General features: G+C 63.0%; 21 protein-coding genes. 4 read left to right on the top strand and 17 right to left on the bottom strand.

Annotation, left to right across the window (positions count from 1 at the left end):
* Window positions 1-119 precede the first annotated feature (119 nt).
* Complete coding sequence (locus ACP15N_RS02705) at window positions 120-3,800, top strand: vitamin B12-dependent ribonucleotide reductase (protein ID WP_425090675.1); 3,681 nt, start codon at window positions 120-122, stop codon at window positions 3,798-3,800.
* Window positions 3,801-3,975: 175 nt separating this feature from the next.
* Here ACP15N_RS02705 and ACP15N_RS02700 read toward each other — a convergent pair whose 3' ends face one another.
* Complete coding sequence (locus ACP15N_RS02700) at window positions 3,976-4,461, bottom strand: RNA polymerase sigma factor (protein WP_425090674.1); 486 nt, start codon at window positions 4,459-4,461, stop codon at window positions 3,976-3,978.
* A 237-nt stretch (window positions 4,462-4,698) separates the two neighbouring features.
* Between ACP15N_RS02700 and ACP15N_RS02695 the strand changes: the two genes are divergently transcribed.
* Window positions 4,699-4,941, top strand: a complete 243-nt coding sequence (locus ACP15N_RS02695; protein ID WP_425090673.1) for an EF-hand domain-containing protein — start codon at window positions 4,699-4,701, stop codon at window positions 4,939-4,941.
* A gap of 47 nt (window positions 4,942-4,988) precedes the next feature.
* On the opposite strand, the gene ACP15N_RS02690 is transcribed toward ACP15N_RS02695, so the two are convergent.
* The 5 genes from ACP15N_RS02690 to ACP15N_RS02670 form a co-directional block, all read right to left on the bottom strand.
* Window positions 4,989-5,198 carry a hypothetical protein gene (locus ACP15N_RS02690; RefSeq protein WP_425090672.1) on the bottom strand — a complete coding sequence of 70 codons (210 nt, stop codon included), beginning with the start codon at window positions 5,196-5,198 and terminating at the stop codon, window positions 4,989-4,991.
* A gap of 4 nt (window positions 5,199-5,202) precedes the next feature.
* Entirely contained in the window at window positions 5,203-6,330 is a 1,128-nt protein-coding gene (locus ACP15N_RS02685) for an aromatic ring-hydroxylating oxygenase subunit alpha (RefSeq protein WP_425090671.1), read from the bottom strand.
* A 102-nt stretch (window positions 6,331-6,432) separates the two neighbouring features.
* Window positions 6,433-6,999 carry an acetolactate synthase small subunit gene (gene ilvN, locus ACP15N_RS02680; protein WP_425090670.1) on the bottom strand — a complete coding sequence of 189 codons (567 nt, stop codon included), beginning with the start codon at window positions 6,997-6,999 and terminating at the stop codon, window positions 6,433-6,435.
* A gap of 99 nt (window positions 7,000-7,098) precedes the next feature.
* On the bottom strand, window positions 7,099-8,871 hold the full coding sequence (locus ACP15N_RS02675) for an acetolactate synthase 3 large subunit (RefSeq protein ID WP_425090669.1): 1,773 nt from the start codon (window positions 8,869-8,871) through the stop codon (window positions 7,099-7,101).
* Window positions 8,872-9,197: 326 nt separating this feature from the next.
* Complete coding sequence (locus tag ACP15N_RS02670; protein ID WP_425090668.1) at window positions 9,198-10,703, bottom strand: peroxidase family protein; 1,506 nt, start codon at window positions 10,701-10,703, stop codon at window positions 9,198-9,200.
* A gap of 203 nt (window positions 10,704-10,906) precedes the next feature.
* On the opposite strand from ACP15N_RS02670, the gene ACP15N_RS02665 reads away from it, so the two are divergent.
* Window positions 10,907-11,299 carry a hypothetical protein gene (locus tag ACP15N_RS02665; protein ID WP_425090667.1) on the top strand — a complete coding sequence of 131 codons (393 nt, stop codon included), beginning with the start codon at window positions 10,907-10,909 and terminating at the stop codon, window positions 11,297-11,299.
* Window positions 11,300-11,304: 5 nt separating this feature from the next.
* Here the strand turns inward: ACP15N_RS02665 and ACP15N_RS02660 are convergent, their stop codons facing one another.
* The 11 genes from ACP15N_RS02660 to ACP15N_RS02610 form a co-directional block, all read right to left on the bottom strand.
* Window positions 11,305-11,721 carry a Fur family transcriptional regulator gene (locus ACP15N_RS02660; RefSeq protein ID WP_425090666.1) on the bottom strand — a complete coding sequence of 139 codons (417 nt, stop codon included), beginning with the start codon at window positions 11,719-11,721 and terminating at the stop codon, window positions 11,305-11,307.
* Between the two features lie 67 nt (window positions 11,722-11,788).
* Window positions 11,789-12,793 (bottom strand): LacI family DNA-binding transcriptional regulator, encoded by a 1,005-nt coding sequence (locus tag ACP15N_RS02655; protein WP_425090665.1) that lies wholly within the window; start codon window positions 12,791-12,793, stop codon window positions 11,789-11,791.
* Between the two features lie 5 nt (window positions 12,794-12,798).
* A complete protein-coding gene (locus ACP15N_RS02650) occupies window positions 12,799-13,971 on the bottom strand; it encodes a dihydrodipicolinate synthase family protein (RefSeq protein ID WP_425090664.1) in 1,173 nt (390 codons plus the stop codon).
* The gene (locus tag ACP15N_RS02645) at window positions 13,968-14,276 is read right to left on the bottom strand and encodes a Dabb family protein (protein WP_425090663.1); all 309 of its coding nucleotides are present in this window, start codon (window positions 14,274-14,276) and stop codon (window positions 13,968-13,970) included. The genes ACP15N_RS02650 and ACP15N_RS02645 overlap by 4 nt, the downstream gene beginning before the upstream one ends.
* Window positions 14,273-15,865 carry a GMC family oxidoreductase gene (locus ACP15N_RS02640; RefSeq protein ID WP_425090662.1) on the bottom strand — a complete coding sequence of 531 codons (1,593 nt, stop codon included), beginning with the start codon at window positions 15,863-15,865 and terminating at the stop codon, window positions 14,273-14,275. The genes ACP15N_RS02645 and ACP15N_RS02640 overlap by 4 nt, the downstream gene beginning before the upstream one ends.
* Window positions 15,866-15,868: 3 nt before the next feature.
* Window positions 15,869-16,624, bottom strand: a complete 756-nt coding sequence (locus tag ACP15N_RS02635; protein WP_425090661.1) for a 3-ketoacyl-ACP reductase — start codon at window positions 16,622-16,624, stop codon at window positions 15,869-15,871.
* Complete coding sequence (locus ACP15N_RS02630; RefSeq protein ID WP_425090660.1) at window positions 16,621-18,114, bottom strand: FAD-dependent oxidoreductase; 1,494 nt, start codon at window positions 18,112-18,114, stop codon at window positions 16,621-16,623. The genes ACP15N_RS02635 and ACP15N_RS02630 overlap by 4 nt, the downstream gene beginning before the upstream one ends.
* The gene (locus ACP15N_RS02625) at window positions 18,114-19,229 is read right to left on the bottom strand and encodes an ABC transporter ATP-binding protein (RefSeq protein ID WP_425090659.1); all 1,116 of its coding nucleotides are present in this window, start codon (window positions 19,227-19,229) and stop codon (window positions 18,114-18,116) included. The genes ACP15N_RS02630 and ACP15N_RS02625 overlap by 1 nt, the downstream gene beginning before the upstream one ends.
* Before the next feature lie 4 nt (window positions 19,230-19,233).
* Entirely contained in the window at window positions 19,234-20,115 is an 882-nt protein-coding gene (locus ACP15N_RS02620; protein ID WP_425090658.1) for a carbohydrate ABC transporter permease, read from the bottom strand.
* Window positions 20,115-21,065 carry a carbohydrate ABC transporter permease gene (locus tag ACP15N_RS02615; protein ID WP_425090657.1) on the bottom strand — a complete coding sequence of 317 codons (951 nt, stop codon included), beginning with the start codon at window positions 21,063-21,065 and terminating at the stop codon, window positions 20,115-20,117. Before ACP15N_RS02615 ends, ACP15N_RS02620 begins: the two co-directional genes overlap by 1 nt.
* 71 nt (window positions 21,066-21,136) lie before the next feature.
* The gene (locus ACP15N_RS02610; protein ID WP_425091596.1) at window positions 21,137-22,378 is read right to left on the bottom strand and encodes an ABC transporter substrate-binding protein; all 1,242 of its coding nucleotides are present in this window, start codon (window positions 22,376-22,378) and stop codon (window positions 21,137-21,139) included.
* Between the two features lie 240 nt (window positions 22,379-22,618).
* Between ACP15N_RS02610 and ACP15N_RS02605 the strand changes: the two genes are divergently transcribed.
* Window positions 22,619-23,656 (top strand): LacI family transcriptional regulator, encoded by a 1,038-nt coding sequence (locus tag ACP15N_RS02605; RefSeq protein WP_425090656.1) that lies wholly within the window; start codon window positions 22,619-22,621, stop codon window positions 23,654-23,656.
* Window positions 23,657-23,658: the final 2 nt, after the last annotated feature.

Here is a 23,658-nt window from a genome sequence, read left to right as displayed (position 1 = left end):
GGATCATGTCGGGCCCCGGGACAGGTTTGTCTGACGGACCTCCTCCGCACGAGACTGGGTAAAACGGCACGGCGGACCAACCGCATGGCCGGGTATCAAATGGCCAACATGGGGCAGACATGAAAATAGAACGCCATTTCACGACGGACGGACAAGACGCGCTTTCCGGCATTGAGTTTTCAATCACCACCTCTGAAATCCGCAACCCCGACGGGTCGACCGTGTTCAAGCTCGACGAGCTTGAGGTGCCCTCCAGCTGGAGCCAGGTCGCGTCGGACGTCATTGCGCAGAAATACTTTCGAAAGGCAGGTGTCGCGGCCGCGCTGAAGCCCGTGCGTGAAAAGGGCGTGCCGGAGTTTCTATGGCGCTCGGTGCCGGACGAGGCGGCGCTCAAAAAGCTGCCCGAGGACAAGCGCTATGGCGGCGAGACGTCGGCCAAGCAGGTTTTCCGTCGCCTTGCAGGCGCGTGGGCATACTGGGGCTGGAAGGGCGGTTATTTCAGCTCCGAAGCCGATGCGCAGGCCTATTTCGACGAGATGCAATTCATGCTGGCCCGGCAGATGGCTGCGCCGAACTCCCCGCAGTGGTTCAACACCGGCCTGCACTGGGCCTACGGCATCGACGGTCCCGCACAGGGCCATTTCTATGTCGACCACAAGTCCGGAAAACTGACCAAATCCACCTCGTCCTACGAGCATCCGCAGCCGCATGCCTGCTTCATCCAGTCCGTCGCCGACGACCTGGTGAATGAAGGTGGCATCATGGACCTGTGGGTGCGCGAGGCGCGGCTCTTCAAATACGGCTCCGGCACGGGCACCAACTTCTCCTCCCTCCGTGCCGAAGGGGAAGCCCTGTCAGGCGGCGGCAAGTCGTCGGGCCTGATGGGCTTTCTTAAAATCGGGGATCGGGCGGCGGGCGCGATCAAGTCCGGTGGCACCACACGCCGGGCAGCCAAGATGGTGATTTGCGACGCCGACCACCCCGACATCGAGGAGTTCGTGAACTGGAAGGTGAAGGAGGAGCAGAAGGTTGCCTCCCTCGTCGCCGGCTCCAAGGTTCACGAAACCAAACTGAACGATATCTTCGGCGCAATCGGCGAGTGGGACGGTCTGGGCGAGGACGCGGTCGATCCGTCCAGGAACGTCGCGCTGAAAACTGCAATCCGCGCCGCCAAGAAGGTCCAGATCCCGGAGACCTACATCAAGCGCGTCCTCGATTATGCAAAGCAGGGCTACGCGTCGATCGAGTTCCCGACCTACGATACCGACTGGGATTCCGAGGCGTATAACTCCGTCTCCGGCCAGAACTCCAACAACTCTGTTCGGGTGACGGATGCGTTCCTGCAAGCGGTCAAGGATGACGCCGATTGGGAACTGATCCGCCGCACAGACGGCAAGGTGGACAAGACCATCAAGGCGCGCGAACTGTGGGAGCAGATCGGCCACGCGGCCTGGGCCTGCGCCGACCCCGGCATCCAGTTCCACGATACTGTCAACGCCTGGCACACATGCCCCGAAGATGGTGAGATCCGCGGATCAAACCCGTGCTCGGAGTACATGTTCCTCGACGACACGGCGTGTAACCTTGCCTCCATGAACCTGCTGACCTTCTACAAGGACGGCCAGTTCGACGCCGAGGCCTATGTGCACGCGACACGGCTCTGGACACTGACGCTCGAAGTGTCGGTCCTGATGGCGCAATTCCCGTCCAAGGAAATCGCACAACGGTCCTATGACTACCGCACCTTGGGTCTGGGCTATGCCAACATCGGCGGTCTGCTGATGAACATGGGCCTTGGGTATGACAGCGCCGAAGGCCGCGCCCTGTGTGGGGCCCTGACCGCCGTGATGACCGGTGTGTCCTACGCCACCTCCGCCGAAATCGCGTCCGAAGTGGGCACTTTCCCGGGCTACGAGGCCAACAGTGCCCACATGCTGCGGGTGATGCGCAACCACCGCACCGCCGCCTACGGCAAGGCGAACGGGTACGAGGATCTGGCGGTCAAGCCGGTCCCGCTCGACCACGCCAACTGCCCCGACGAGGTGCTGTCCGCGCTGGCGAAATCCAGCTGGGACGAAGCGTTGGCCCTGGGCGAAAAGCACGGCTACCGCAACGCGCAAGCCACGGTCATTGCGCCCACAGGGACGATCGGCCTTGTCATGGACTGCGACACCACCGGGATCGAGCCCGACTTCGCGCTGGTGAAGTTCAAGAAGCTAGCCGGTGGCGGTTACTTCAAGATCATCAACCAGTCGGTACCAGCCGCGCTAGAAACGCTCGGCTACGGCTCGGCCCAGATCGAAGAGATCGTCTCCTACGCCGTCGGCCACGGCACTCTCGGCAATGCGCCTGGCGTGAACCACACCTCGCTGATCGGCCACGGGTTCGGTCCGGCCGAGATCGAGAAGATCGAAGCGGCACTCCCATCCGCCTTCGACATCAAATTCGTCTTCAACCAGTGGACCCTTGGGGAGGAGTTCTGCACCAAGACCCTCGGCATTCCGGCGGACAAGCTGAACGACCCGACCTTCGACATGCTGCGCCATCTCGGCTTCGCGAAAGCGGATATCGACGCGGCAAACGACCATGTCTGCGGGACCATGACCCTCGAAGGCGCACCGTTCCTCAAGACCGAGCACTACAATGTCTTCGACTGCGCCAACCCCTGCGGCAAGAAGGGCAAGCGCTTCCTCAGCGTGGACAGCCACATCTACATGATGGCCGCCGCGCAGTCCTTCATCTCGGGTGCGATCTCCAAGACGATCAACATGCCCAACGATGCCACGATCGAGGATTGCCAGAAGGCGTATGAGCTCAGCTGGTCGCTCGGCACCAAGGCGAACGCGCTCTATCGCGACGGCTCCAAGCTCAGCCAGCCGCTCGCGGCCGCGCTGGTGGAGGACGACGACGAGGCGGCAGAGATCCTTGAGACCGGGTCTGTGCAAGAGAAGGCAACCGTGCTGGCCGAGAAGATCATCGAAAAGGTGGTCGTCAAGGAAGTCGTCAAGTCCCACCGCGAGAAGATGCCCGAGCGCCGCAAGGGCTACACCCAGAAGGCCATCGTCGGTGGTCACAAGGTGTACCTGCGCACAGGGGAGTATCAGGACGGCAACCTCGGTGAGATTTTCATCGACATGCATAAGGAAGGCGCCGGCTTCCGCGCGATGATGAACAATTTCGCCATCGCCGTGTCGGTCGGTCTGCAATACGGGGTCCCGCTTGAGGAGTTCGTGGACGCCTTCACCTTCACCAAGTTCGAGCCTGCGGGCATGGTTCAGGGCAACGACAGCATCAAGAACGCCACGTCGATCCTCGACTACATCTTCCGCGAACTCGCTGTCAGCTATCTCGACCGGACCGATCTGGCGCATGTCGCGCCCGAAGGCGCCGCGTTCGACGATCTGGGCCGGGGCGAGGAAGAGGGCGTCTCCAACATCCAGGAGATGTCGGACAGCGCGGCCTCCAAGTCGCTCGAAGTGCTCAAGCAGATCAGCTCCACCGGATATCTGCGCAAACGCATGCCACAGGAACTGGTAGTCCTTCAGGGCGGCGGATCACCGATCCCCGTGATGGGGGAGGTCAACGCAGGCGAGGTCGCCACGATGACCGCCGTGCGCTCGGAAACGGCCATCACCTCCACCACCGTTGCTGGATCGGCCACCGAACTGGACGCGCGCGCCAAGGCCAAGATGCAGGGCTACGAGGGCGAGGCCTGCGGCGAATGCGGCAACTACACGCTCGTGCGCAACGGCACCTGCATGAAGTGCAACACTTGCGGCGGCACGTCGGGGTGTAGCTGATACGAGGGCAGGCGCGGCACGGCTGCCCTGCCACACGCAACAAGTTCAGGGGCGGGTGCGCTCGCCCTGAGCGCGGGTCAGGCCGCAGGCAGAAAACAAAACGAGCGGTAACAACGACGAGCCTGATCAGCGAAACTAAACAGGGCGGCCCCCCAGCCGCCCTTTTTTCTTGCCCTCATGCCATATCCAGATCGACCCGCAACTGTGCCCGGGCCCGCGCCAGCCGGGAATGTACGGTCCCGGGCGGGATGCCCTCGCGTGCGGCAAGCTGCAATGTGCTGTCTCCCTCCAGCGCGGCGCGGACCAGCCGGGCCTGCGCATCCGGCAGATGCGCGATCGCCTCCAGCGCGGCAAAGGCCGTCTCGTCGGGGCCTTGTGCGAGATCTGTGCTGTCTTCCTCCAATTGAAGCGTCTGCTCCAGGCGTCCATGCCGCCGCACGGCGTTCTTCAGAACCATGCGGCCATAGGCGGGCAGGTTGTCGATGGCGGCCCCGTCGCGCAAGCGGATCAGGATCGCGGTCAGCGTCTCCTGCAACAAGTCGTCCGCTTCGGCGCGGTCCCGCCCGAGACGGCGGGCGAGGGGACGCAGTTTCGGGATCAGCGCGACCAGGGCGAGGTCGGTCACGCAAGGCGGGCGGGGGGTGTGGATGTCCTCGGTCATGTCTTCAAGCTGGGCTTTGAACCGCGCCTGGTAAATGCGAGGAAACCTGCCGAGCAGGGGGCCGCCACGGAATAAACCCTCTTGTCGGCAACCCTCCGCGTGTGGCGCGCGCGGGCTTTGGCGGCGGGCCGCCGGTCCGGCAGCACATGGGACGCATCGGTCCGTCACAGGCTCTTAGCATCAGAAGGCGCTCAGACACGGGCTCCTTCGGCAACCAACCTTTTGAGGAGTGATCTCATGAAAACCCTGATCCTTGCCGTGACCGCAGCCACGCTGGCGACAAGCGCCTTTGCCATGGGCAACAAGGCCGAGCTGGACACCGATGGCGACGGCATGCTCTCGTTCGCAGAGTTGCTGGTCGCCTTCCCGGCCTTGTCCGAGGCAACCTACACCGCGATGGACGCCAATTCCGACGGCGCGATCGATGCCGATGAACTGGCTGCGGCCGAGGAAGCCGGCCTGATCGTCTCCGAAGGCTAAACAGAAATCGCGGACGGCATATATGCCCCCTGCCGTCCGCACCTTTGCTAGGGTTCTGCCCCAAGTGCCCGCAACCGGGCCAGAAGCGTCTCCGTCGGAAATCCGGCTTCCAGCGCCGTGACATAAGCCTGTGTCAGATAGAACGCCTCCCCATCGGGCGCTGCGGCGTCTGCCGCTTGCAGGTAGAGCGCGATGACAGTCGCGGTGTCGCCGGCTACATGGGCGGCGGCAAACCGGTCGTCCTGCGTGCCGCGCATACCCTCAGCCAGCCGCCATCCGAGTGGCAACCCACGCGTGCAGCCGGTGTGTCGGCGCGTCCATCGCAGGTGCAAACCGCCCGCCATCGAACCCTTGCGCCGCGCGGCCCTTTTGCATGCCCTCCACCACGAAGATGTCCTCTTCGAAGACCGTACGCCATTGCCGCGCATTTGCGGCACGCAAGTCGGGGTCGGTATCCGCTGTCGCGTAGTACAGATGCACGTCCTCGCGTGTGCGTCCCGGGCCGTCCGGGTGCAGCAGGATCGCAAATGCATGGTCACGGTGCACCCCAAGCAGCAGGTTCGGGTAAAGTGCGATGTATTCCGCCGCCTTGTCCCATTTCGGCGACAGGCCGGCGAAGTCCGGAAAAGTCCCGCCCTCGGCGTCGCGCAACTGCCGGTAGACCTCGGTGCCCTGGCCGGAAAACCCCTCGCTTTCGATATTGTAGTGATCTTCGAGCCGGGAATAGCTGTTCAATCCCGGGTGCACCCAGGGCAGATGATAGCTTTCGCAGTAGTTCTCGACCGCGAGTTTCCAGTTGGTTTCGACTGACAGCGAGAACCGACTGTCCGGACCGCCATGGTGCAGCGGTTGGGCGAACTCGGCCCACCGGGCCAGCAAATCCGCGTGCCGGACGTCGAACGGGGGCGCGGAGCCCGAGAGGTTCACGAACACGATGCCGTGCCAGATATGGCTGCGCAATTCAATGAGCCCGAGCCTGTCGCGGTCGAGCCCGGGGTGCGTATTCTGGCCTGGCCCGCCGACATGGGGCGTGGTCACCAGTCGCCCCGTGGTGGCGTAGCACCACGAATGGTACGGACAGCGCAACGCACCTTCGATCCGTCGCGGCGACTCCACCAGGATCATCCCGCGATGGCGGCACACGTTGTAAAACACCCGCACAACCCCGTCGCCGCCCCTGAGCGCCAGCAAGGGCTCCCCGGCGAAGGTCAGCGGAAAGGCATCGCCCGTCCGGGGAATGTCCGCTTCGGTGCACAGGGCACACCATTCATCGGCAAAGAGCCGTTTCAGCTCGGCCGCGTGCATGTCCGGATCGGTGTAATGCGCATTCGGCAGGCCGCGCGCCTGTTCAACGGGCTGTCTGACACGCGAAAGATCGGACATCGTCATCGCACCACTCCTCCGGATCTTGACCGTAGCTTAGCCCCGATCCGGCCTGCGTGCCGGTCACAAACCGACACCCGAGCTGTGGTTTTGCGGCGTTGTGCCGGGCTAGCCGCTGGTTCCGCGCGACAGGGCAGCCACACCGGTTCGCGCAATCTCGATCAGACCGAGCGGGCGCATCAGATCGCCGAACGCATCGATTTTCTGTGGCGTGCCGGTGATCTCGAACACGAAGCTTTCAAGCGTGCTGTCAACCACGTTCGCGCGAAAGATTTCCGCGAGCCGCAACGCCTCGATCCGGTGATCGCCCGCGCCGGCCACTTTGAATAGGGCCAGTTCGCGCTCCACGCTCGCCCCTTCCACCGTCAGGTCATGGACCTCGTGCACCGGCACCATGCGTGCCAACTGTGCCTTGATCTGCTCGATCACCTGTGGCGTGCCCGTGGTCACAATCGTGATGCGCGAGCGGTGCCCTTCATGGTCGATCTCGGCCACGGTCAGGCTCTCGATGTTGTATCCGCGCCCGGAAAACAGCCCGATCACGCGGGCAAGAACGCCTGCCTCGTTATCGACAACCACCGCCAGCGTGTGGGTTTCCTGGTGGTCGCCATAGGTCGACCGCAGGTCATAGGCGGAATGCTTCGAGGAGCCTTGTTCAATCTTCAGCGGGGACATGGGACCACTTTCGTTCCGGCGCAGAGCGCGCCTTGTTTTCTTTTGTGCACAAATACCTTCGGGGGGTGCGGGGGGCAGACAGCCCCCCGTTCCCGACCACTACACCAGAACCGCGCCCTTGGCACCGATGGCGCCCTGGGTCTCCGCCTCGCCGAGCAGCATCTCGTTGTGCGGCGCGCCCGATGGGATCATGGGGAAGCAGTTCTCGTGCTTTTCAACCAGACAGTCGAACAGGACCGGGCCGTCATACTCCAGCATCTCCATGATCGCGTCATCGAGGTCCTTGGGGTCGTTGCACAGGATGCCCTTGGCTCCGAAGGCTTCGGCCAGTTTCACGAAATCGGGCAGGGCGTCGGACCAGCTGTGCGAGTACCGCTCGCCGTGCAGAAGTTCCTGCCACTGGCGCACCATTCCGAGGCGCTCGTTGTTCAGGATGAACTGCTTGACCGGCAGGCGGTACTGGATCGCCGTGCCCATCTCCTGCATGTTCATCAGCCAGCTTGCCTCGCCCGCCACGTTGATCACCAACGCATCCGGATGCGCAACCTGCACCCCGATGGAGGCGGGGAAGCCATAGCCCATCGTGCCAAGGCCCCCGGAAGTCATCCAGCGGTTCGGCTCGTCAAAGCCCAGATACTGCGCCGCCCACATCTGGTGCTGACCAACTTCGGTCGTGATGTAGCGCTTGGGGTGGTCCTTGGTCAGCGCCTCCAGACGTTGCAGCGCGTACTGCGGCTTGATCGTCGTCTCGGAGTTCTTGAAATCCAGACAGCGGATCTCACGCCACTCATTGATCTGCGCCCACCACTTCGCCAGACCTTCCTTGTTGGTCTTGCGGCCGCGGGCTTTCCAGATGCGCAGGGCATCCTCCAGCACATGCGCAATGTCGCCGATGATCGGCACGTCGGTCCGGATCACCTTGTTGATCGAGCTTGGATCAATGTCGATATGTATCTTCTTGGAACCTGGGGAAAAATCCGCGACCCGCCCTGTGATCCGATCATCGAAGCGCGCCCCGATATTGATCATGACATCGCAGCCGTGCATCGCCAGGTTCGCTTCATAGAGCCCGTGCATCCCCAGCATGCCGACCCAATTCTCCCCCGAGGCGGGATAGGACCCGAGCCCCATCAGGGTGGAGGTGATCGGAAACCCGGTCTCGGCCACGAACTCGCGCAGCAACTGGCTTGCCGCGGGGCCGGAATTGATCACGCCCCCCCCGGTATAGAAGATGGGGCGTTCTGCGGTTTCCATCAACTCGACCATCGCGGTAATGGCGTTTATGTCGCCTTTCACACGCGGTTGGTAGTGCTTGGTTTCGGCTTTCGCGGGCGACGTATAGGTCCCGGAGGCAAACTGCACGTCCTTCGGGATGTCGACCAGCACCGGTCCGGGACGGCCCGAGGTCGCGACATGGAATGCCTGGTGGATCGTCTCCGCCAGCGCGTCGGTCTCTTTCACCAGCCAGTTGTGCTTGGTGCAGGGGCGCGTGATGCCCACGGTGTCGGCTTCCTGAAAGGCATCGTTGCCGATCATGAAGGTCGGCACCTGACCCGACAGAACCACCATCGGGATGCTGTCCATCAGCGCGTCCGTGATGCCGGTCACGGCATTGGTAGCGCCCGGGCCAGAGGTCACCAGAACAACACCGGGCTTGCCGGTGGAGCGCGCATAGCCTTCGGCGGCGTGGGTCGCGGCCTGCTCATGGCGCACGAGGATATGCTTGATGTCGTTCTGTTGGAAAATCTCGTCATAAATCGGAAGGACTGCACCGCCCGGGTAGCCGAACACGGTGTCGACGCCCTGATCTTTCAGCGCCTGAACCACCATTTGCGCGCCCGTCATCTGTTCACCAGTCTTTTGCGTGCTCATCGACTTCCATCCTTCTGCTTTGTCGTCTCGCGGCCCCTGCCGCCCGTGCGGGCATAAAAAAACCCCCGGGGTTAGTCGGGGGCGCAAGGGGATCGGTCTGGTGTCCGTTACCGGCCCATGCGCCTTTTTCCTACAAGTACGACAATCGGGGTCATGCCCTTTGATCCTCTCAGTTCGTGCGCGAGAAGTTAGGAGGCTTGACAGGGCGCGTCAACAGGCAAAGTCATGAAAAGATGACGCCAAACGGCAAAAACGCGCAACTTTCTTGCGTGGTTTGGGTTCGGATTGAAACGGAGCGGGCAAGCCCGCTCCGTTTCCAGGGCAAATCACCCTGTGATCAGATCTGCGGCATGCGCGATGGCGCCGCGTTTGTCCTCGACCGTCTTGAGCATGTGCCCAAGCGAAAAGTTCCCCGCCTGGCTGGCACCCATCTCGGTCCATGGCTGGAAATCATGGGCCGAACACAGGATCGATTCCGGGTCGAGCGCCATCAGCCGCATCAGCGTTCCGGCCACAAGCGTGCCGCCCACGGGACCCAGTTTTCCACCGAAGCTTTCGGCTTCGTGCAGGCAGTAGTACCACAGCGGGGTCTTGGTGATGCCGCGATGGGACAATTCACCGGGCGCGGGGATCTCGGCCACATTCATCAGCCGCGCCATCTGCTGACCCGAGGGCAGCTCCAGTGTGACCCGGTCGCGGAAGATGTTGCGATGGGGCAGTTTCTGGCTGTCGGCAAGGCTCAACTCCATCCCGCCGATGCTGAGGGGGGAGCCGATGAAGGGCAGGTGAAAGATGGACTTGGCCAGCTTGCGCGAGATCGGACGCGCCTTCTGGAAACTGGCGTTGCCCGGCAGGTCGAACAGCTTGCCGAACTCAATATTGCGCACCTCCGGCCGAGAGGTGAACTCGTCACGCCCCATTTCGAACAGCTTCACGAAGCCCACATCGGAGTTCAGGTGATACTCGTTCTGCACCGTTGCATGCCCGAACCGGAACGCCGCGCCGGAAAACTCGATCGGCATCACGGGCGAGTGCGTGTCGAAGCCTGCTGGCAAGCCGCCTTTGGCGAAGGCATGTTTGACGTCCTTCAGAACATGGGCATCGACGAAGGCGGGCAGGAAATCGTTCAGGATGATCCACTGGTAGTGCAGGCGCAGGACGCGGCGCGCGGCCTCGAACGGCATCTCCGTGGCTCCGTCGATCTCGGACATGGCGCGGGCGCGGATCCCTGCCATCGCCGCCGGGACCATGCCGTTGTCCCCTTCCAGCGCCGTCATCAGAATGTTGTGCATCTGCACGAACGCGCCGTGCAGCTGGCTGACGATCTGGTTCTCATCATTGCGCGGATCGCCGATCAGGGCGGTGCCATGGGTGTTGCGGGCCAGGTCGCCGGCGTTGGCGGCGGTGCCATAGAGCATGAACCCGTGGTGTCCCGGATGGTAAAGCCAGGGGGAGGCTTCGGGCCCGTCACCATAGACGCAATCCAGATCAAGCGCCGGCGTCCGGACATTCCGGATCGAGCGCGGATCAATCCGCGTGCCGATGGCCGAGGTCGCGTCCATCGTGATGTCGTGATCGATAAACTGACCGAGGAAGGTCATGCCCGCGCCGACGTCGCTTTCGGGGTCGGTGTGGTCCTCCATCGCGTCCAGAACTTCGCTGAAGGCCTGCGCGACGGAACTGTCATTGAATGGTGCGCCGCCCGGCGCGATCCCCGACAGCGGGTTTTTTGGTCCCAGCCGTCCGAAGGTCTGTGGCAGGGCATCGGCTGGATGGTCACACGCCTCAAGCACGAAGCGGTCATATTTGGTCAAACCATGAATCTGGCCCATTAGTCTCTCCGTCTAAAATCAGGCCGCGTCTCCGACGACCCCGGTAAAAAATACAGCCAACACGGGTGCGATCCGGCGGCATGGGGACGTTAGGAAAACCCGCGTCATCGGAGCGTGAGCGGAGTGTTACCGATCAACAAAACGTTGCTTGTACGTTGATGACAGCTATGTCAGTAACTTATCGAGCACCTGAGGAGGACGTCATGCGCTTGCCTTACCCACTCACGGATATGTCCGCTGCGGCCCGGACTGTCGCGCTTGTCATCGCCATCGGGGCGGCGGTTTGCGCCCAGTCCCTGCGTGCCGAGACGGCTCAACTCAGCGCGGCTGAGATCGAGGCCCATCTCGTCGGGCAGGAGATCGAGGTCCGCAGGTCGGAGCTGCGCGCCACCGCGAAACTGGAGCTGACCGGCGTTGCGCGCGCACAGGGCGATGGCTGGGCCGCGACCGGGCACTGGCTGATCTTTGACGACCGCCTGTGTTTCTACATGCTTGGTGGGCCGGTCCAGGAAAACAACTGCGCTGCGATCGAGAAGATTGCGCCCGGTGTTTTCTGGTCGGAAGACGGGACGTTGCTGGACCTCGGCGGTCAGTAGGGGGCCTAGCGCGGCTTTTTCTGCGGCACGCCGTAAAGCTCCAGCTTGTGCCCGGTCAGACGGTACCCAAGCTTTTGCGCGATCTTCTCTTGCAGGGCTTCGATCTCTGGCGAGACGAATTCGATCACATCGCCGCTGGTCAGATCGATCAGGTGGTCATGGTGGTCCCGCTCGGCATCTTCGTACCGCGCGCGTCCGTCGCCAAAATCCACCTTCTCCACAATCCCGGCCTCTTCGAACAGTTTTACGGTCCGATACACGGTTGCGAGCGAAATTTTCGGGTCGAGCGCGCCCGCGCGGGCAAACAACTCTTCGACATCCGGGTGATCGCGGGCCTTGTCGAGCACGTCCGCAATCACACGCCGGGGTGCGGTCATGCGCAGGCCCGTGGCCTCGCACCGTTCCAGAATGGTTTTGCGCATGTGCCCGCCCTCGTCGATCCCGGCTCTTGGATACGAAAATCGGCGCGCAGGCGCCAGTGCTTTGCCCTCAGCGTCGTGAAGAGGCGCGCGGTTGCAGGCTGACCGGTACGCGCGGCAAGGCGGGCGGGGGCGTGCCGGTGTCGAGCCACGTCATCACGATCTCGGCCGCGCGGGCGCCGAATGCCTCGATATCGCAGCGGATCGAGGTCAGGCGCGGATGCGACAGTTGCGCCTCCTCGATATCGTCGAAGCCAACCACGGCCATGTCGCGCCCGGGCGTTTTGCCCGCCTCCGCCAGACCCGCCATCAGCCCGAGCGCGGTCAGGTCGTTGAAACAGATCGCACCTTCGGTCTGTGGGTGGTCGCGCAGCAATTGCGCGGCTGCGGCCCGTCCAAACGCGCGCGTTGCCCGCCCCGGGAGGATCAGCGGCTTGACCCCCATCGCGCGCATTCCTTCCAGATACCCGCCCTGACGCTCCGCAGTGATGTCACGCCCCGCCAACCCGCCGACAAAGGCAATCCGGCGCAGTCCCGCATCGCGCAAATGCCCCATCGCGAGGATCGAACCCTTTGCGTAGTCATAGCTGAAGAACGGCAAAGCCGAGGCGACGCCGCGCGTATTGCGCAGCACTTGCAAGGCGGGAATCCCCGCGCGGTCGATGGCCTCCAGCGCCGCGTCGCCGCCGCCATAGCATGGCGAGATCAGCAGGGCAGACACGTCATGCTCCAGCATCCCGGCAATCGTGGTTTCCTGTATTTTCGGGTCCTCGTCGGAGTTCGCGATCACCGTGGCGTAACCGCGTTTTGCAAACGCCATCTGCGCGGAGGTTGCAAATTCGGTAAAAAACGGGTTGCGCAGGTCGTTGATCACCAGCCCGACCAGCCCCGTACCCGCGCCCCGCAACGTGGCGGCCGCGCGATTGCGCACATAGCCGAGATCAGCCGCAGCCTGCCGCACCAGAACGCGGGTCTCGTCCTTCACAAGCGCAGAGTTCTGCAAGACCAGCGACACGGTGGATTTCGACACGCCCGCCCGGGCCGCCACATCCTTGATCGTCGGTCGCTTGTCCATGTGTGTCAGTCGATCCCGTTCAGGGCCAGCAGGTGCCGCATCCGCGCGGTGGCCAGATCCGGATCGCGCAGCAGGCGCGCTGCATCTGCAAGCCGGAACACGCTGGCATAGTGCACGATCCCGCGACTGGATTGGAACCCGCCGGGCATCAGGAAATGCGATTGCCGGCCGTTCAGCCACGCCATGAACGCGATCCCGGCCTTGTAGTACTGCGTCGGCGCGCGAAAAATCTCGCGGCTCAGCGGGACGGTCGGGTCCAGAAGGCGGGTGTAGGTGTCCAGATCGTCCTTGGCCAAGGCCTCCAGCGCCTGTGCGGCTGCGGGCGCAATGGCGGCAAAGATGCCCAGCAAGGCATGGGAATGGTGCTCGCCATCCCCCGCAATCAACGGTGCATAATTGAAGTCATCCCCGGTATAGAGCTTCACCCCCTCGGGCAGCCGCGCGCGGAACGCCTCCTCATGCGCCTGGTCCAGCAGGCTGATCTTGATGCCATCGACCTTCGCTGCGTGGGTTTCGATCAGGTCCAGAACGGTTTCGGTCGCGGTCGCCACGTCTGCGCTGCCCCAGTATCCTGTCAGTTTGGGATCGAACGCATCGCCGAGCCAGTGCAGGATTATCGGCGCGGCGGCCTGCCCGATCAGCCGTCCATAGACCCGGTGATATGCCTCCGCATCCGCGCCGATTGCGGGCAGCGTGCGCGAGGCCATGAGGATCACCTGTCCGCCCGCGGCCTCTATGACCTCCATCTGTTCGGCGTAGGCCGCGACGATGGCGTCCTCGGTGGACAGGTCTGCCGGGCGGTACTTATCCGTTCCCGCCCCGCAGGCCACGCGCGGGCGCAAGGGATGGGCCTTCGCCTCGGCCATCGTGCGCCGGATCAATTCGGCGGCGGTGGGCCAGTCGACCCCCATGCCGCGTTGCGCGGTGTCCATCGCTTCGGCCAACCCCAACCCTTGATCCCACAGCGCGTGACGCACGGCGAGTGTCGCGTCCCAGTCGACAGCGGGCGGCGTGGTCCAGGGGACCGTCTCGGCCAGCGGGTCGGAGACAACATGCGCCGCCGCGAAGGCCGTCCGCGTGAACGGGCGCGCGGGCGCGCGCAGTACAAGCGGTGTCGCGGTGGGCGAAAACGGCGCCAAGGTGCCGTCGGACAAGGGCAAGGACAGGGGGTGGGTCATATCTCGATATCCAGAACAAGAATGCCGTCGATCCCCCCCACGGCGTTCTCGACCAGTTGCGCGCCAAGCGCTTGATGCGCGGGGTCGGAAGCATAGCGCGCCAGCGCATCCCAGTCATCGAAGTCGAGGGTGAAGCCGTGCATATACCCGCGCTCGATCTGTTCGGGACTTCGGGAGCGGCCACCGGTAAACCCGTGTGCGCCCTCCAGCCGGTCGGCGACCGCTGACAGCCCGTCGTAGATTTCGGCAATCCGGTCCTCGGACGTGCCCGGCTTGAACTTTGTCAGGACAATATGGCGGATCATAGGGGCATCCCGTTATCTTGTTTGATCATGTCGGCGCACTTTTCGGCGATCATTATGGTGGGGGCGTTGGTGTTGGATGAGACGAGGCGCGGCATGACCGAGGCATCGGCCACGCGCAGCCCGTCGATCCCGCGCAGGCGCAAGCGCGCATCCAGCGGGGCGGCGTCATCCGCGCCCATGCGCACCGTGCCAGCCGGGTGGTGATCTGTCTTGGCGTTCCGCACGGCGAAGTTGAAATAGTCCTGCTCGGTCTGCACATCCGGGCCGGGCAGAACCGGGCGTTTGACGAAGTCCCTGAGCGCCGGTTGCGCCATGATCTCCTGCGCGAGCCTCAACCCCTTGATCGACATGTCGCGGTCATGGGGGTCGGCCCAGTAATTCGGGTCTATCAGAGGCGCATCATTCGGGTTGGCGGAGGCCAGACGCAGCGTGCCGCGTGACCGCGGCCGCAGGTAGGCGGAATTGAGGGTCACGCCCGGATTGCGCATCTTCTCCACCCCGGCTTCGATCCCTGATCCTAGACCCAGATGGAACTGGATATCCGGACTGCGCGCATCCGGGTCCGCGTACCAGAACCCACCCGTCTCGAACAGCGACGACGCGACCGGCCCGCTGCGGTTCAGGATGTACTGCAACCCGGCCACCACGGACCAATGCGGCCTGGCGTACTTGTCATAGGTATGATCGCCTGTGCACTCGCAAATGGTAAAGAGATCAAGGTGATCCTGCAGGTTGTTGCCAACCTCCGGCTGGTCGAGGGCCACGTCAATTCCCAACGCCTCCAGATGATCCGCAGGCCCGATCCCCGACAACATCAGCAGCTTGGGCGAACCGAACGCGCCAGAGGTCACGATGACCTCCGTGTCGGCCCGCACGACCGTGCCGTCGCCCAGAACGACACCTGTTGCGCGCCCGTGTTCCAAGACAAGCCGCTGTACCTCAACGCCCTCTCGCACCGTCAGGTTCGCGCGCCCGCGTACAGGATCGATAAACGCCTTGGAGGTAGACGATCGCCGCGCATCGCGCTGGGTCAGTTGGTAGTATCCCACACCGTCTTGCGTGTCTGAGGTCAGGTCGCGGTTGTGCGGGATGCCAAGCTGACCGGCGGCCTTGAAATACGCCTCGCAGATCGGCAGGGGGGCAGCGGGCTGGGACACGCCCAACGGCCCGCCACGCCCGTGAAACGGGTCGTCGAACGTGTCGTTGTCTTCGGACTTTCGGAAGTAGGGCAGCACGTCTGCGTAAGACCAGCCCTCGCATCCCATTTGGCGCCACTCGTCATAGTCCAGCGGATGCCCGCGCGTATAGATCTGCGCGTTCACGCTCGACCCGCCGCCCATCACCTTGGCCTGCGTGAACCGCAACACCCGGTTGCCAAGGTGCTTCTGCGGCACCGTGTGATACCCCCAGCTGCCGATACCCTTGGTCATTTTGGCAAAGCCCGCGGGCATTGCGTACAGAGGGTGCCTGTCGCGGCCTCCGGCCTCCAGCAACAGGACCCGTGCGCTCGGGTCTTCGGACAGCCGTGCGGCCAACACGCACCCGGCGCTGCCGCCACCCACCACGATAAAATCGAAACCCTCTGCCATGGGTCAAAGCCTCCGGATCGACAGGCCGCCATCGACCGGGATAACCGCGCCCGTGGCGAAGGCCATCTGCCCGGTGACAAGCGGCAGGATGGTGGATCCAATGTCGTCTGGCTGTCCCCAGCGCCGGGCCGGGACCAGACCGTCCTCGATCCGCACGGTGTATGCGTCGCGGACACCGGCGGTCATGGGCGTGTCGATGATGCCCGGGCGGATGTCGAACACACCGATTCCGTCGCCGGCAAGCCGCGCCGCAAACAGTTGTGCCGTCATCGCCGCCGCGGATTTGGAGATGCAGTAATCCCCCCGCTCCACCGACACCATCTCGGCGCTGACAGATGTGACGAAACACAAGGCGCGATAACCGTCTGTGTCCCGCGCCAGCATCCGCCGCGCAACGTTCTGGGCCAGAAAGAACCCGGCCCGCGCGTTGATCGCCTGTGTGAAGTCGTAGTTCTCAGGTGTGACGTCCAGCAAGTCACCCCGCACCGGGGCGGGCACCCCAGCGTTCGAAATCAGGGTCGTGAGAGGGCCAAGGTCGCCCTCAATCCGGTCGAGAAGACCGCCAAGGCTGTCAGTTTGACGGAGGTCCTGAGTATAGTACCGCGCCCCTGGCAATTTCGACATCGTCTCGTTCACGTCCGGGTCGTTCGAGGCGACCTCGGCAATGAGTGCGATTTGGAAGCCTGCGCTGTGCAAGGCTGTCGCGATGGCGCGGCCGATGCCGCGCTGGCCTCCGGTGATCAGGGCGGTCTGGCTCATGCGGCAAGCTCCGTCTTGGCAATATGGTCAGCGACCCGCAGCGCGTTCGCGGCAATGGTCAGCGCGGGGTTCACGGCGGCGGAACAGGGCAGAAAGCTGGCGTCCACCACATAAAGGTTGGGGTGCTGGTGTGCTCGGCAGGTCAGGTCGAGCGGCGCCGTTCTAGGGTCCTGTCCAAATCGTACGGTGCCACACTGGTGCGAGGGGGTGGAGCGATCAAAGGCCTGACTGAGAACAATCGGATAGCCCGCTTTCTTCAAAGCTGACCGGAAGGTCTTTACGAGCATTGAGTGCGCGTCCAAATTGGTGCGTTTCCAGTCGAGCACGATCCGATCGCCTTTCACGGTGACGCGGCTGTCCGGCGTCGGCAAGTCCTCGGACATCAGGTACCAGTCGACGGACCGGCGCGCGATCCAACTCGCAAGCGGTGCTGGCAACGGGCTGACGCAACGCAGAATCTCGGGCGTGATCTTTCCCAGAAGCTGGATATTGCCGAGGGGTGTGCTCGATTGCTCGCCCGAAAGATAAAAGTCGTTCAAGTACAGTGTCTTTTGGTAGAGTGTTGAGACTTTCCGCAAGGGGTGCAGCGCCATCATTGCACTGCAATTGTGGTTCATGAAATTGCGTCCCACCTGATCGGACCCATTGGCCAACCCGGTCGGAAAATTGTCATTGGCTGATTTCAGCAGCAGGGCAGCGGATTGCACGGCACCGGCCGACAAGATGACCAGACGCGATGTCGCGGTGTGACCAGCGCCATTCTTCGCATAGCGCACTTCAGTGATCTGCCCGGATGCGTCGGCGACCAACCGCGTGACCTCGCATCCTGTCTCGAGCGTGACATTGGAATGCGCCAGCGCTTTGGCGATCCCGACGCTCTCGGCGTCCTTCTTGCCTGATCCCGTATTCGGGTACCCGTCCCAGCCGGTTCGGCCTTCCGCCAGCCACGCGTTCAGGTCAACGGCAAGAGGCAAGGGTGCAGGCGTCAGGTCCCGGGCGGCCAATCGCGATGCAGCGTGCGCGATGTCAGGTTCATGCGGGACAGGTGGGTGCGGGTAGGGAGTGTCGTCCGGGTCTGTCGGGTCCACGCCGCGCGCGCCGCGCACTTCATACATGTCTTCCGCGGCGCGGTACCACGGGGCGAACGTGTCGTAATCAACGGGCCACGCGGGTGATGTGCCGCCAAGATGGGACAACTCACCGAAATCCTCGCGCCGGTAGCGAAACATCACTGCGCCGTAAAACTTCGAATTGCCACCGACCATGTAGTAGTTGCCGGGGTCAAAGGGCTTCCCTTCCGGCGTCTCCCACGTCTCACCGGATCGGAACGTTCCAAATTTAAACACTGAAAAAGGGTCACGGGTCGCTGGCGACGGCTGCAACCGTTCGCCGCGTTCAAGGATGACGATCCGCGCACCGGTCGGGGCGAGCGCAGCGGCCAGAGTGGCCCCGCCCATACCCGATCCGATGATAAGGATGTCCGCATCCATCAGGCGATCCGTGCTTCGGATTTTTGATCGAACGCGACGGCCTTCTCCATGTTGATCGCAAATTGCACGCGCTGGCCCGCGCTTACATCGGCATCGGCGCGCATCCGGGCAATGCATTCCTTGCCGCCAAACTGGGTGGTCACGAACGTGTCGGACCCGGCGGGCTCTGTCACCATGATCGTGTTCTCGACCGTCTCAAGATGCGCGGAGGCGCGGTCGGCCCCGTCAGGATCGGTGATCGCCTCGGGCCGGATGCCGAGTGTCACGGTCTGGCCGTGATAGGATTTCAACTCGGGCGACGGGTTCGCGAAGGTCAGCGCGACTGGGTTGCCTGCATCATCCTGCGTGTCGGCCATGATGGCGTTGCCCTCGGCGCGGACCTTCACATCCAACAGGTTCATCGACGGGGAGCCCATGAAGGTCGCCACGAACAGGTTTGCCGGGTTGTCATAGATCTCTTTCGGGGTGCCGAGCTGCTGAACGTACCCGCCGTTCATCACGGCGATGCGCGTCGACAGGGTCAGTGCTTCGATCTGGTCGTGGGTGACGTACACGATTGTCGTGCCAAGCTTCTGGTGCAGCTTCTTGATCTCGGTCCGCATGTCCACGCGCAGCTTGGCGTCCAGGTTCGACAGCGGCTCATCAAAGAGGAACACATCCGGGTTCCGCACCAAAGCGCGGCCCATCGCAACCCGCTGACGCTGGCCACCTGACAGCTGGCCCGGCTTGCGGTCCAAGAGCTGTTCGATCTGCAAGAGCTTCGAGACATCGGCAAGCGCCTTGTCCCGTTCTTCCTTCGGGGTGCCGTGCATCTCCAGCCCGAAGGTGATGTTCTGCCCGACGCTCATGTTGGGGTAGAGCGCATAGGACTGGAACACCATCGCGATGTTGCGCTTGGACGGGTGGACACCGTTCATCACGGAGTCCTTGATCCGGATCTCGCCGCTGGAGATTTCCTCAAGCCCCGCGATCATGTTCAGAAGCGTGGACTTGCCGCAGCCCGAGGGGCCGACCAGGACGAGGAACTCTCCCTCTTCGACGGAGATGTCCACTTTGTGCAGAACCTCCACCGCGCCATAGGATTTGGTTGCGTTGTCGATGTCGAGAAATCCCATCGGATTATCCTTTCACGCTTCCGGCCATCAGGCCGCGGACGAAGTAGCGCCCGGCGACGATGTAGACGAGCAGAGTGGGCAGGGCGGCCAGGATCGCGCCCGCGAAATGGACGTTGTATTCCTTCACGCCGGTGGAACTTTGCACGAGGTTGTTGAGTGCCACGGTCATCGGGGCGCCATCGCCACTGGCGAAGCTCGCGCCGAACAGGAAGTCATTCCAGATATTGGTGAACTGCCAGATCACGCAGACCACGGTGATCGGCCCGGACGAGGGCAGGAGGATCCGCCAGAAGATCTGGAAGAACCCCGCGCCGTCGATCTGTGCGGCCCGCACAAGCTCGGTCGGGAAGGCGGCGTAGTAGTTACGGAAGTAGAGGGTCGAGAACCCGATCCCGTACACCACATGCACCAGAACCAGCCCACCCGTGGAGCCTGCAAGCCCGATCTCGCCCAGCACGCGGGCCATCGGGATAAGCACGATCTGGAACGGGATGAAGCAGGCAAAGAGCATCAGCCCGAACAGGATCGTGTCGTACTTGAAGCGCCACTTGGTCAGGACATAGCCGTTGAGCGCCCCCAGCACGGTGGAGATCGCCACGGCGGGCACCACCATCTTGATCGAGTTCCAGAAATACGGCGCGAGGCCCGTGGGCTCGACCCCGATCTGGGCGGAGTTCCACGCCTTCGACCACGGCTCAAGCGTCCAGGTCTGGGGCAGGGACATCATGCCGCCGCCGGTAATCTCATCGAGCGGTTTGACGGAGTTCACCAGCATTACGTAGAGCGGCAGCATGTAAAACAGCGCGAAGAGCAGCAGCACGAGGTAAAGGAACGTGCGCGTGATGCGGCCGGTGCGGATGGCGGTGTCCGAGCTTGCGATGGCCATCACTTCTTCTCCCGCAGTTCGGCGTAGAGGTAGGGGATCATGATCGCGGCGATGGTCATCAGCATGATGACCGCCGAGGACGCGCCGATCCCCATCTGGTTGCGGCTGAACGTGTAGGAATACATGAACGTCGCGGGCAGTTCGGTGGCCCGGCCCGGGCCGCCGCCGGTCATGGCGACCACAAGATCGAAGGTCTTGATCGCGAGATGCGCGAGGATCACGAAGGCCGACAGGAACGCGGGCCGCAATTGCGGGATGATGATGCGGCGGTAGAGGTTCCAGTTGGACGCGCCATCCATCTGCGCGGCCTTCAGGATCTCGTTGTCGATGCCGCGCAAACCTGCAAGGAACATCGCCATGACGAAGCCCGAGGTTTGCCAGACCGCGGCAAGGACCACGGTGTAGATTGCGAAATCGCGGTTCTTGATCCAGTCAAAGCTGAAGCTTTCCCAGCCCCAGGAGATCATGATGTTCTCAAGCCCGATGCCGGGGTCCAGAAACCACTTCCAGGCGGTGCCGGTGACGATGAAGCTCAGCGCCATCGGGTAAAGATAAAGCGGGCGCAGCACGCCTTCGCCGCGGATTTTCTGGTCGAGGAAGATCGCGAGCATCAGTCCGATGGCGGTGCAGATCACGATGTAGAGCCCGGCGAAGACCGCCATGTTGGTCAGGGCGATTTCCCAATGCGAAAGGCGGAAGAGCTTTTCGTAGTTTGCAAACCCGATCAGGTCATAGGTCGGCTGACCATCCGCGCCCACGAAGGGCAGGATGCGGCTGTCCGTGAAAGAGAGGTAGATCGTGAAGGCGATGAAGCCGTAGACGAAGATCCCCACCAGCGCCAGCGAGGGCGACAGAACCAGCTTTGGCAGCCAGTCTTGCAGTTTGGTTCGGAAATCTTTGTCCTGCGCGCTGGCTTTGGAAGGCCCGCGCGGGATGTCTGCCATTGCCATGGCCCCCTCCCTCGGTCTGGTCGATTGGGGGTCAGGCCGCGTGTGACGGCCTGACCTGAAGCGCCGGGCGCTTACTGTGCGATGGACACCGCATCGACGAGCTCTTGCACAGCTGTTTCACTGCCATACTCGCCGTTGAAATGTGCGGTCACCACGTCATAGACCGCGTTCTTGACCGCTGCCGGAGCTGCGTGGCCATGCGCCATGGAGCCAAAGAGGTTGCCGGAGGCAGAGGCCGCTGCAAGATCCTTCATGCCCTGCTGGCCGCACGCGTCGAGGTCGGAGCCGTCAACATCGGTCCGTGCGGGCACAGAGCCTTTCACCTTGTTGAAGGCAATCTGGAAGGACGGGGACAGGATCGCGCTGGCAAGTGCTGCCTGCTCGGCGGAGACTTCGCCGCCCTGGTCGAACATCATGAACTGGTCAGCGTTGAAAGTGACCTGATCCTGCGTGCCCGGGAAGCGGAAGCAGAGGAAATCCTCACCCGGCACCTTGCCCGCGTTCAGGAATTCCCCCTTGGCCCAGTCGCCCATCATCTGGAAGCCGGCTTCGCCATTGATGACCATGGCTGTGGCGAGGTTCCAGTCGCGGCCCGAGAAGTTCTCATCGACATTGGCGCGGATGAAGGACATGCGATCGAACGCTTCCTTCATCGTGTCCGAGCCAAGTGCCTCTTCATCCAGATCGATAAAGGCGGCTTTGTAGAAGTCCGGACCACCGGTCGACATCACAACCGCGTCGAACACGGTCGCGTCCTGCCATGCCTGTCCGCCGTGGGCGATCGGCGTGATGCCCGCGGCTTTCAGTGTCTCAACCGCAGCGGTGAACTCGTCCCATGTGGTGGGCATCGCGATCCCGTTGGCGTCCAGAACCGACTTGTTGGCCCACACCCAGTTGGTGGAGTGCACGTTGACGGGCGCGGAAATCCACTTGTCGTCGACTTTGGCAAATGCCTGCAGCGCTTCGGGCACCACGGCGTCCCAGCCTTCTTCCGCGGCCAACGCGTTCAGGTTCGCCAAGGCGCCCTGGTTGCCCCAGTCGAGGATGTCGAACCCAAGCGCCTGAACGGCGGTCGGTGCGTCGCCCGCGGTGACGCGTGCACGCAGAACGGTCATGGCTTCGGTGCCGCCACCGCCTGCAACCGGCATGTCCTGCCAGCCGATGCCCTGAGTCTCGAGGTCCTGCTTGAGCACGTTGAGTGCTGCGGCTTCACCGCCCGACGTCCACCAGTGCAGAACCTCCACATCCGCGGCCTGGGCGGCGCCCGCCGACAGCGCGAGCGCGGCGACGGTCATCTTGAGTGACTTCATCATCATTTCCGGTCTTCCTCCCGTTGAGTTCCGGCGTGATCTGCCGGAGATGAATAATTAGAACGTTATAAACCCATGCTGTGTCAAGCGAATATTTTGGCCGCAAAAAAGGCTATAATTGTGTAAAATAACGCTTTTAAATCATGGTGATAAAAAGAATTCCCCACATGGCCGGTGAAAATTGTTGCAACGTTTTAAATTCTGCGCATATGCTGGGCGCGAAGTCTTTGGAAAGGGTCTGTCGTGGCCAGCGAAACCGAAATCCCGCAACCTGTCAAACGGACCAAGCCGACATTGCGGACCGTGGCGGAAGCAACGGGGTTTGCCGTGACCACGGTTTCGCGGGCGCTGGCCGGAGATGAGCGTATCGCGGAGTCGACGCGGTTGTCCGTGGCAGAGGCCGCAGAGCGGGTGGGATATGTCCCCGACCGGGCCGCGCAGCGTTTGCGCACGGGGCGGACCAAGGTCATCGGGCTGCTGCTGAACACCGATCACGAATACCTCGGCTTCACCAACGAGTTCCTTTCGGGCATCACCGGGGCCCTGCGGGGCACGGGCTATGCCGTGACCATCGTCCCCGATACGGTGGAAGAAGACCGCATGGCCGTCGTCCGCAACATCCTGCGCAACCGTCTGGCCGATGGCATCGTCTTCACGCGGACCGAATGCTTCGACGAACGCGTTCGGTTCCTGCTTGAGAACGATTTTCCCTTCGTCACCCATGGCCGCACCGACTTCACCACGCCGCATCCGTTCGTGGATTACGACAACGCGGCGTTTGCCCGGATGGCGGTGGAACGGCTGGCTGAAAAAGGGCGTCGCCATGTGTGCATGATCCTGCCGGATGACAGGTTCACCTTCGCCCAGCACCTGCGCTATGGCTTCATGTCGGCGGTGCGCGAAGCCGGGTTGGAATTTACCCTGCCCAGTGGCGTCGATCTTGACAGCAGCCCGGACGAGATTGCCGAAACAACGCGCATAACGCTGGCCGGCCCTGACCGCCCGGACGGGTTTATCTGCGTCGGCGAGGTGTCGGCACTGGCCACGCTTGCCGCGTTGAGCGACGCGGGCATCGCGATCGGAGAGGCCGCGGACGTGGTCGCCAAACGTGCCTCGCCCATCTTCAGCCAGCTGCGTCCGCGCATCGAGACCGTGTTCGAAGATTTGCGCCACACCGGGTTCGAGGCGGGCGAATTGCTGCTCAAACGAATCGACGGGGCCGACCCGCTGGGATTGCAGGTGCTCCATGCGCCGCAGGCTCGGTTCAGGTTGTCCGGATAGGG

Source organism: Tropicimonas sp. S265A (assembly GCF_049800835.1).
GTDB lineage: Bacteria > Pseudomonadota > Alphaproteobacteria > Rhodobacterales > Rhodobacteraceae > Dinoroseobacter.
Note: the sequence above shows the minus strand (reverse complement) of the source record. Positions and strands in the feature narration are given on the sequence as shown.

Bases quoted from the DNA above. Each gene is read 5' to 3' on its own strand.
- ACP15N_RS02705 (WP_425090675.1), top strand. From the start codon at position 120: ATGAAAATAGAACGCCATTTCACGACGGACGGACAAGACGCGCTTTCC.
- ACP15N_RS02700 (WP_425090674.1), bottom strand. From the start codon at position 4,461: ATGACCGAGGACATCCACACCCCCCGCCCGCCTTGCGTGACCGACCTC.
- ACP15N_RS02695 (WP_425090673.1), top strand. From the start codon at position 4,699: ATGAAAACCCTGATCCTTGCCGTGACCGCAGCCACGCTGGCGACAAGC.
- ACP15N_RS02690 (WP_425090672.1), bottom strand. From the start codon at position 5,198: ATGCGCGGCACGCAGGACGACCGGTTTGCCGCCGCCCATGTAGCCGGC.
- ACP15N_RS02685 (WP_425090671.1), bottom strand. From the start codon at position 6,330: ATGACGATGTCCGATCTTTCGCGTGTCAGACAGCCCGTTGAACAGGCG.
- ilvN (WP_425090670.1), bottom strand. From the start codon at position 6,999: ATGTCCCCGCTGAAGATTGAACAAGGCTCCTCGAAGCATTCCGCCTAT.
- ACP15N_RS02675 (WP_425090669.1), bottom strand. From the start codon at position 8,871: ATGAGCACGCAAAAGACTGGTGAACAGATGACGGGCGCGCAAATGGTG.
- ACP15N_RS02670 (WP_425090668.1), bottom strand. From the start codon at position 10,703: ATGGGCCAGATTCATGGTTTGACCAAATATGACCGCTTCGTGCTTGAG.
- ACP15N_RS02665 (WP_425090667.1), top strand. From the start codon at position 10,907: ATGCGCTTGCCTTACCCACTCACGGATATGTCCGCTGCGGCCCGGACT.
- ACP15N_RS02660 (WP_425090666.1), bottom strand. From the start codon at position 11,721: ATGCGCAAAACCATTCTGGAACGGTGCGAGGCCACGGGCCTGCGCATG.
- ACP15N_RS02655 (WP_425090665.1), bottom strand. From the start codon at position 12,793: ATGGACAAGCGACCGACGATCAAGGATGTGGCGGCCCGGGCGGGCGTG.
- ACP15N_RS02650 (WP_425090664.1), bottom strand. From the start codon at position 13,971: ATGACCCACCCCCTGTCCTTGCCCTTGTCCGACGGCACCTTGGCGCCG.
- ACP15N_RS02645 (WP_425090663.1), bottom strand. From the start codon at position 14,276: ATGATCCGCCATATTGTCCTGACAAAGTTCAAGCCGGGCACGTCCGAG.
- ACP15N_RS02640 (WP_425090662.1), bottom strand. From the start codon at position 15,865: ATGGCAGAGGGTTTCGATTTTATCGTGGTGGGTGGCGGCAGCGCCGGG.
- ACP15N_RS02635 (WP_425090661.1), bottom strand. From the start codon at position 16,624: ATGAGCCAGACCGCCCTGATCACCGGAGGCCAGCGCGGCATCGGCCGC.
- ACP15N_RS02630 (WP_425090660.1), bottom strand. From the start codon at position 18,114: ATGGATGCGGACATCCTTATCATCGGATCGGGTATGGGCGGGGCCACT.
- ACP15N_RS02625 (WP_425090659.1), bottom strand. From the start codon at position 19,229: ATGGGATTTCTCGACATCGACAACGCAACCAAATCCTATGGCGCGGTG.
- ACP15N_RS02620 (WP_425090658.1), bottom strand. From the start codon at position 20,115: ATGGCCATCGCAAGCTCGGACACCGCCATCCGCACCGGCCGCATCACG.
- ACP15N_RS02615 (WP_425090657.1), bottom strand. From the start codon at position 21,065: ATGGCAATGGCAGACATCCCGCGCGGGCCTTCCAAAGCCAGCGCGCAG.
- ACP15N_RS02610 (WP_425091596.1), bottom strand. From the start codon at position 22,378: ATGATGAAGTCACTCAAGATGACCGTCGCCGCGCTCGCGCTGTCGGCG.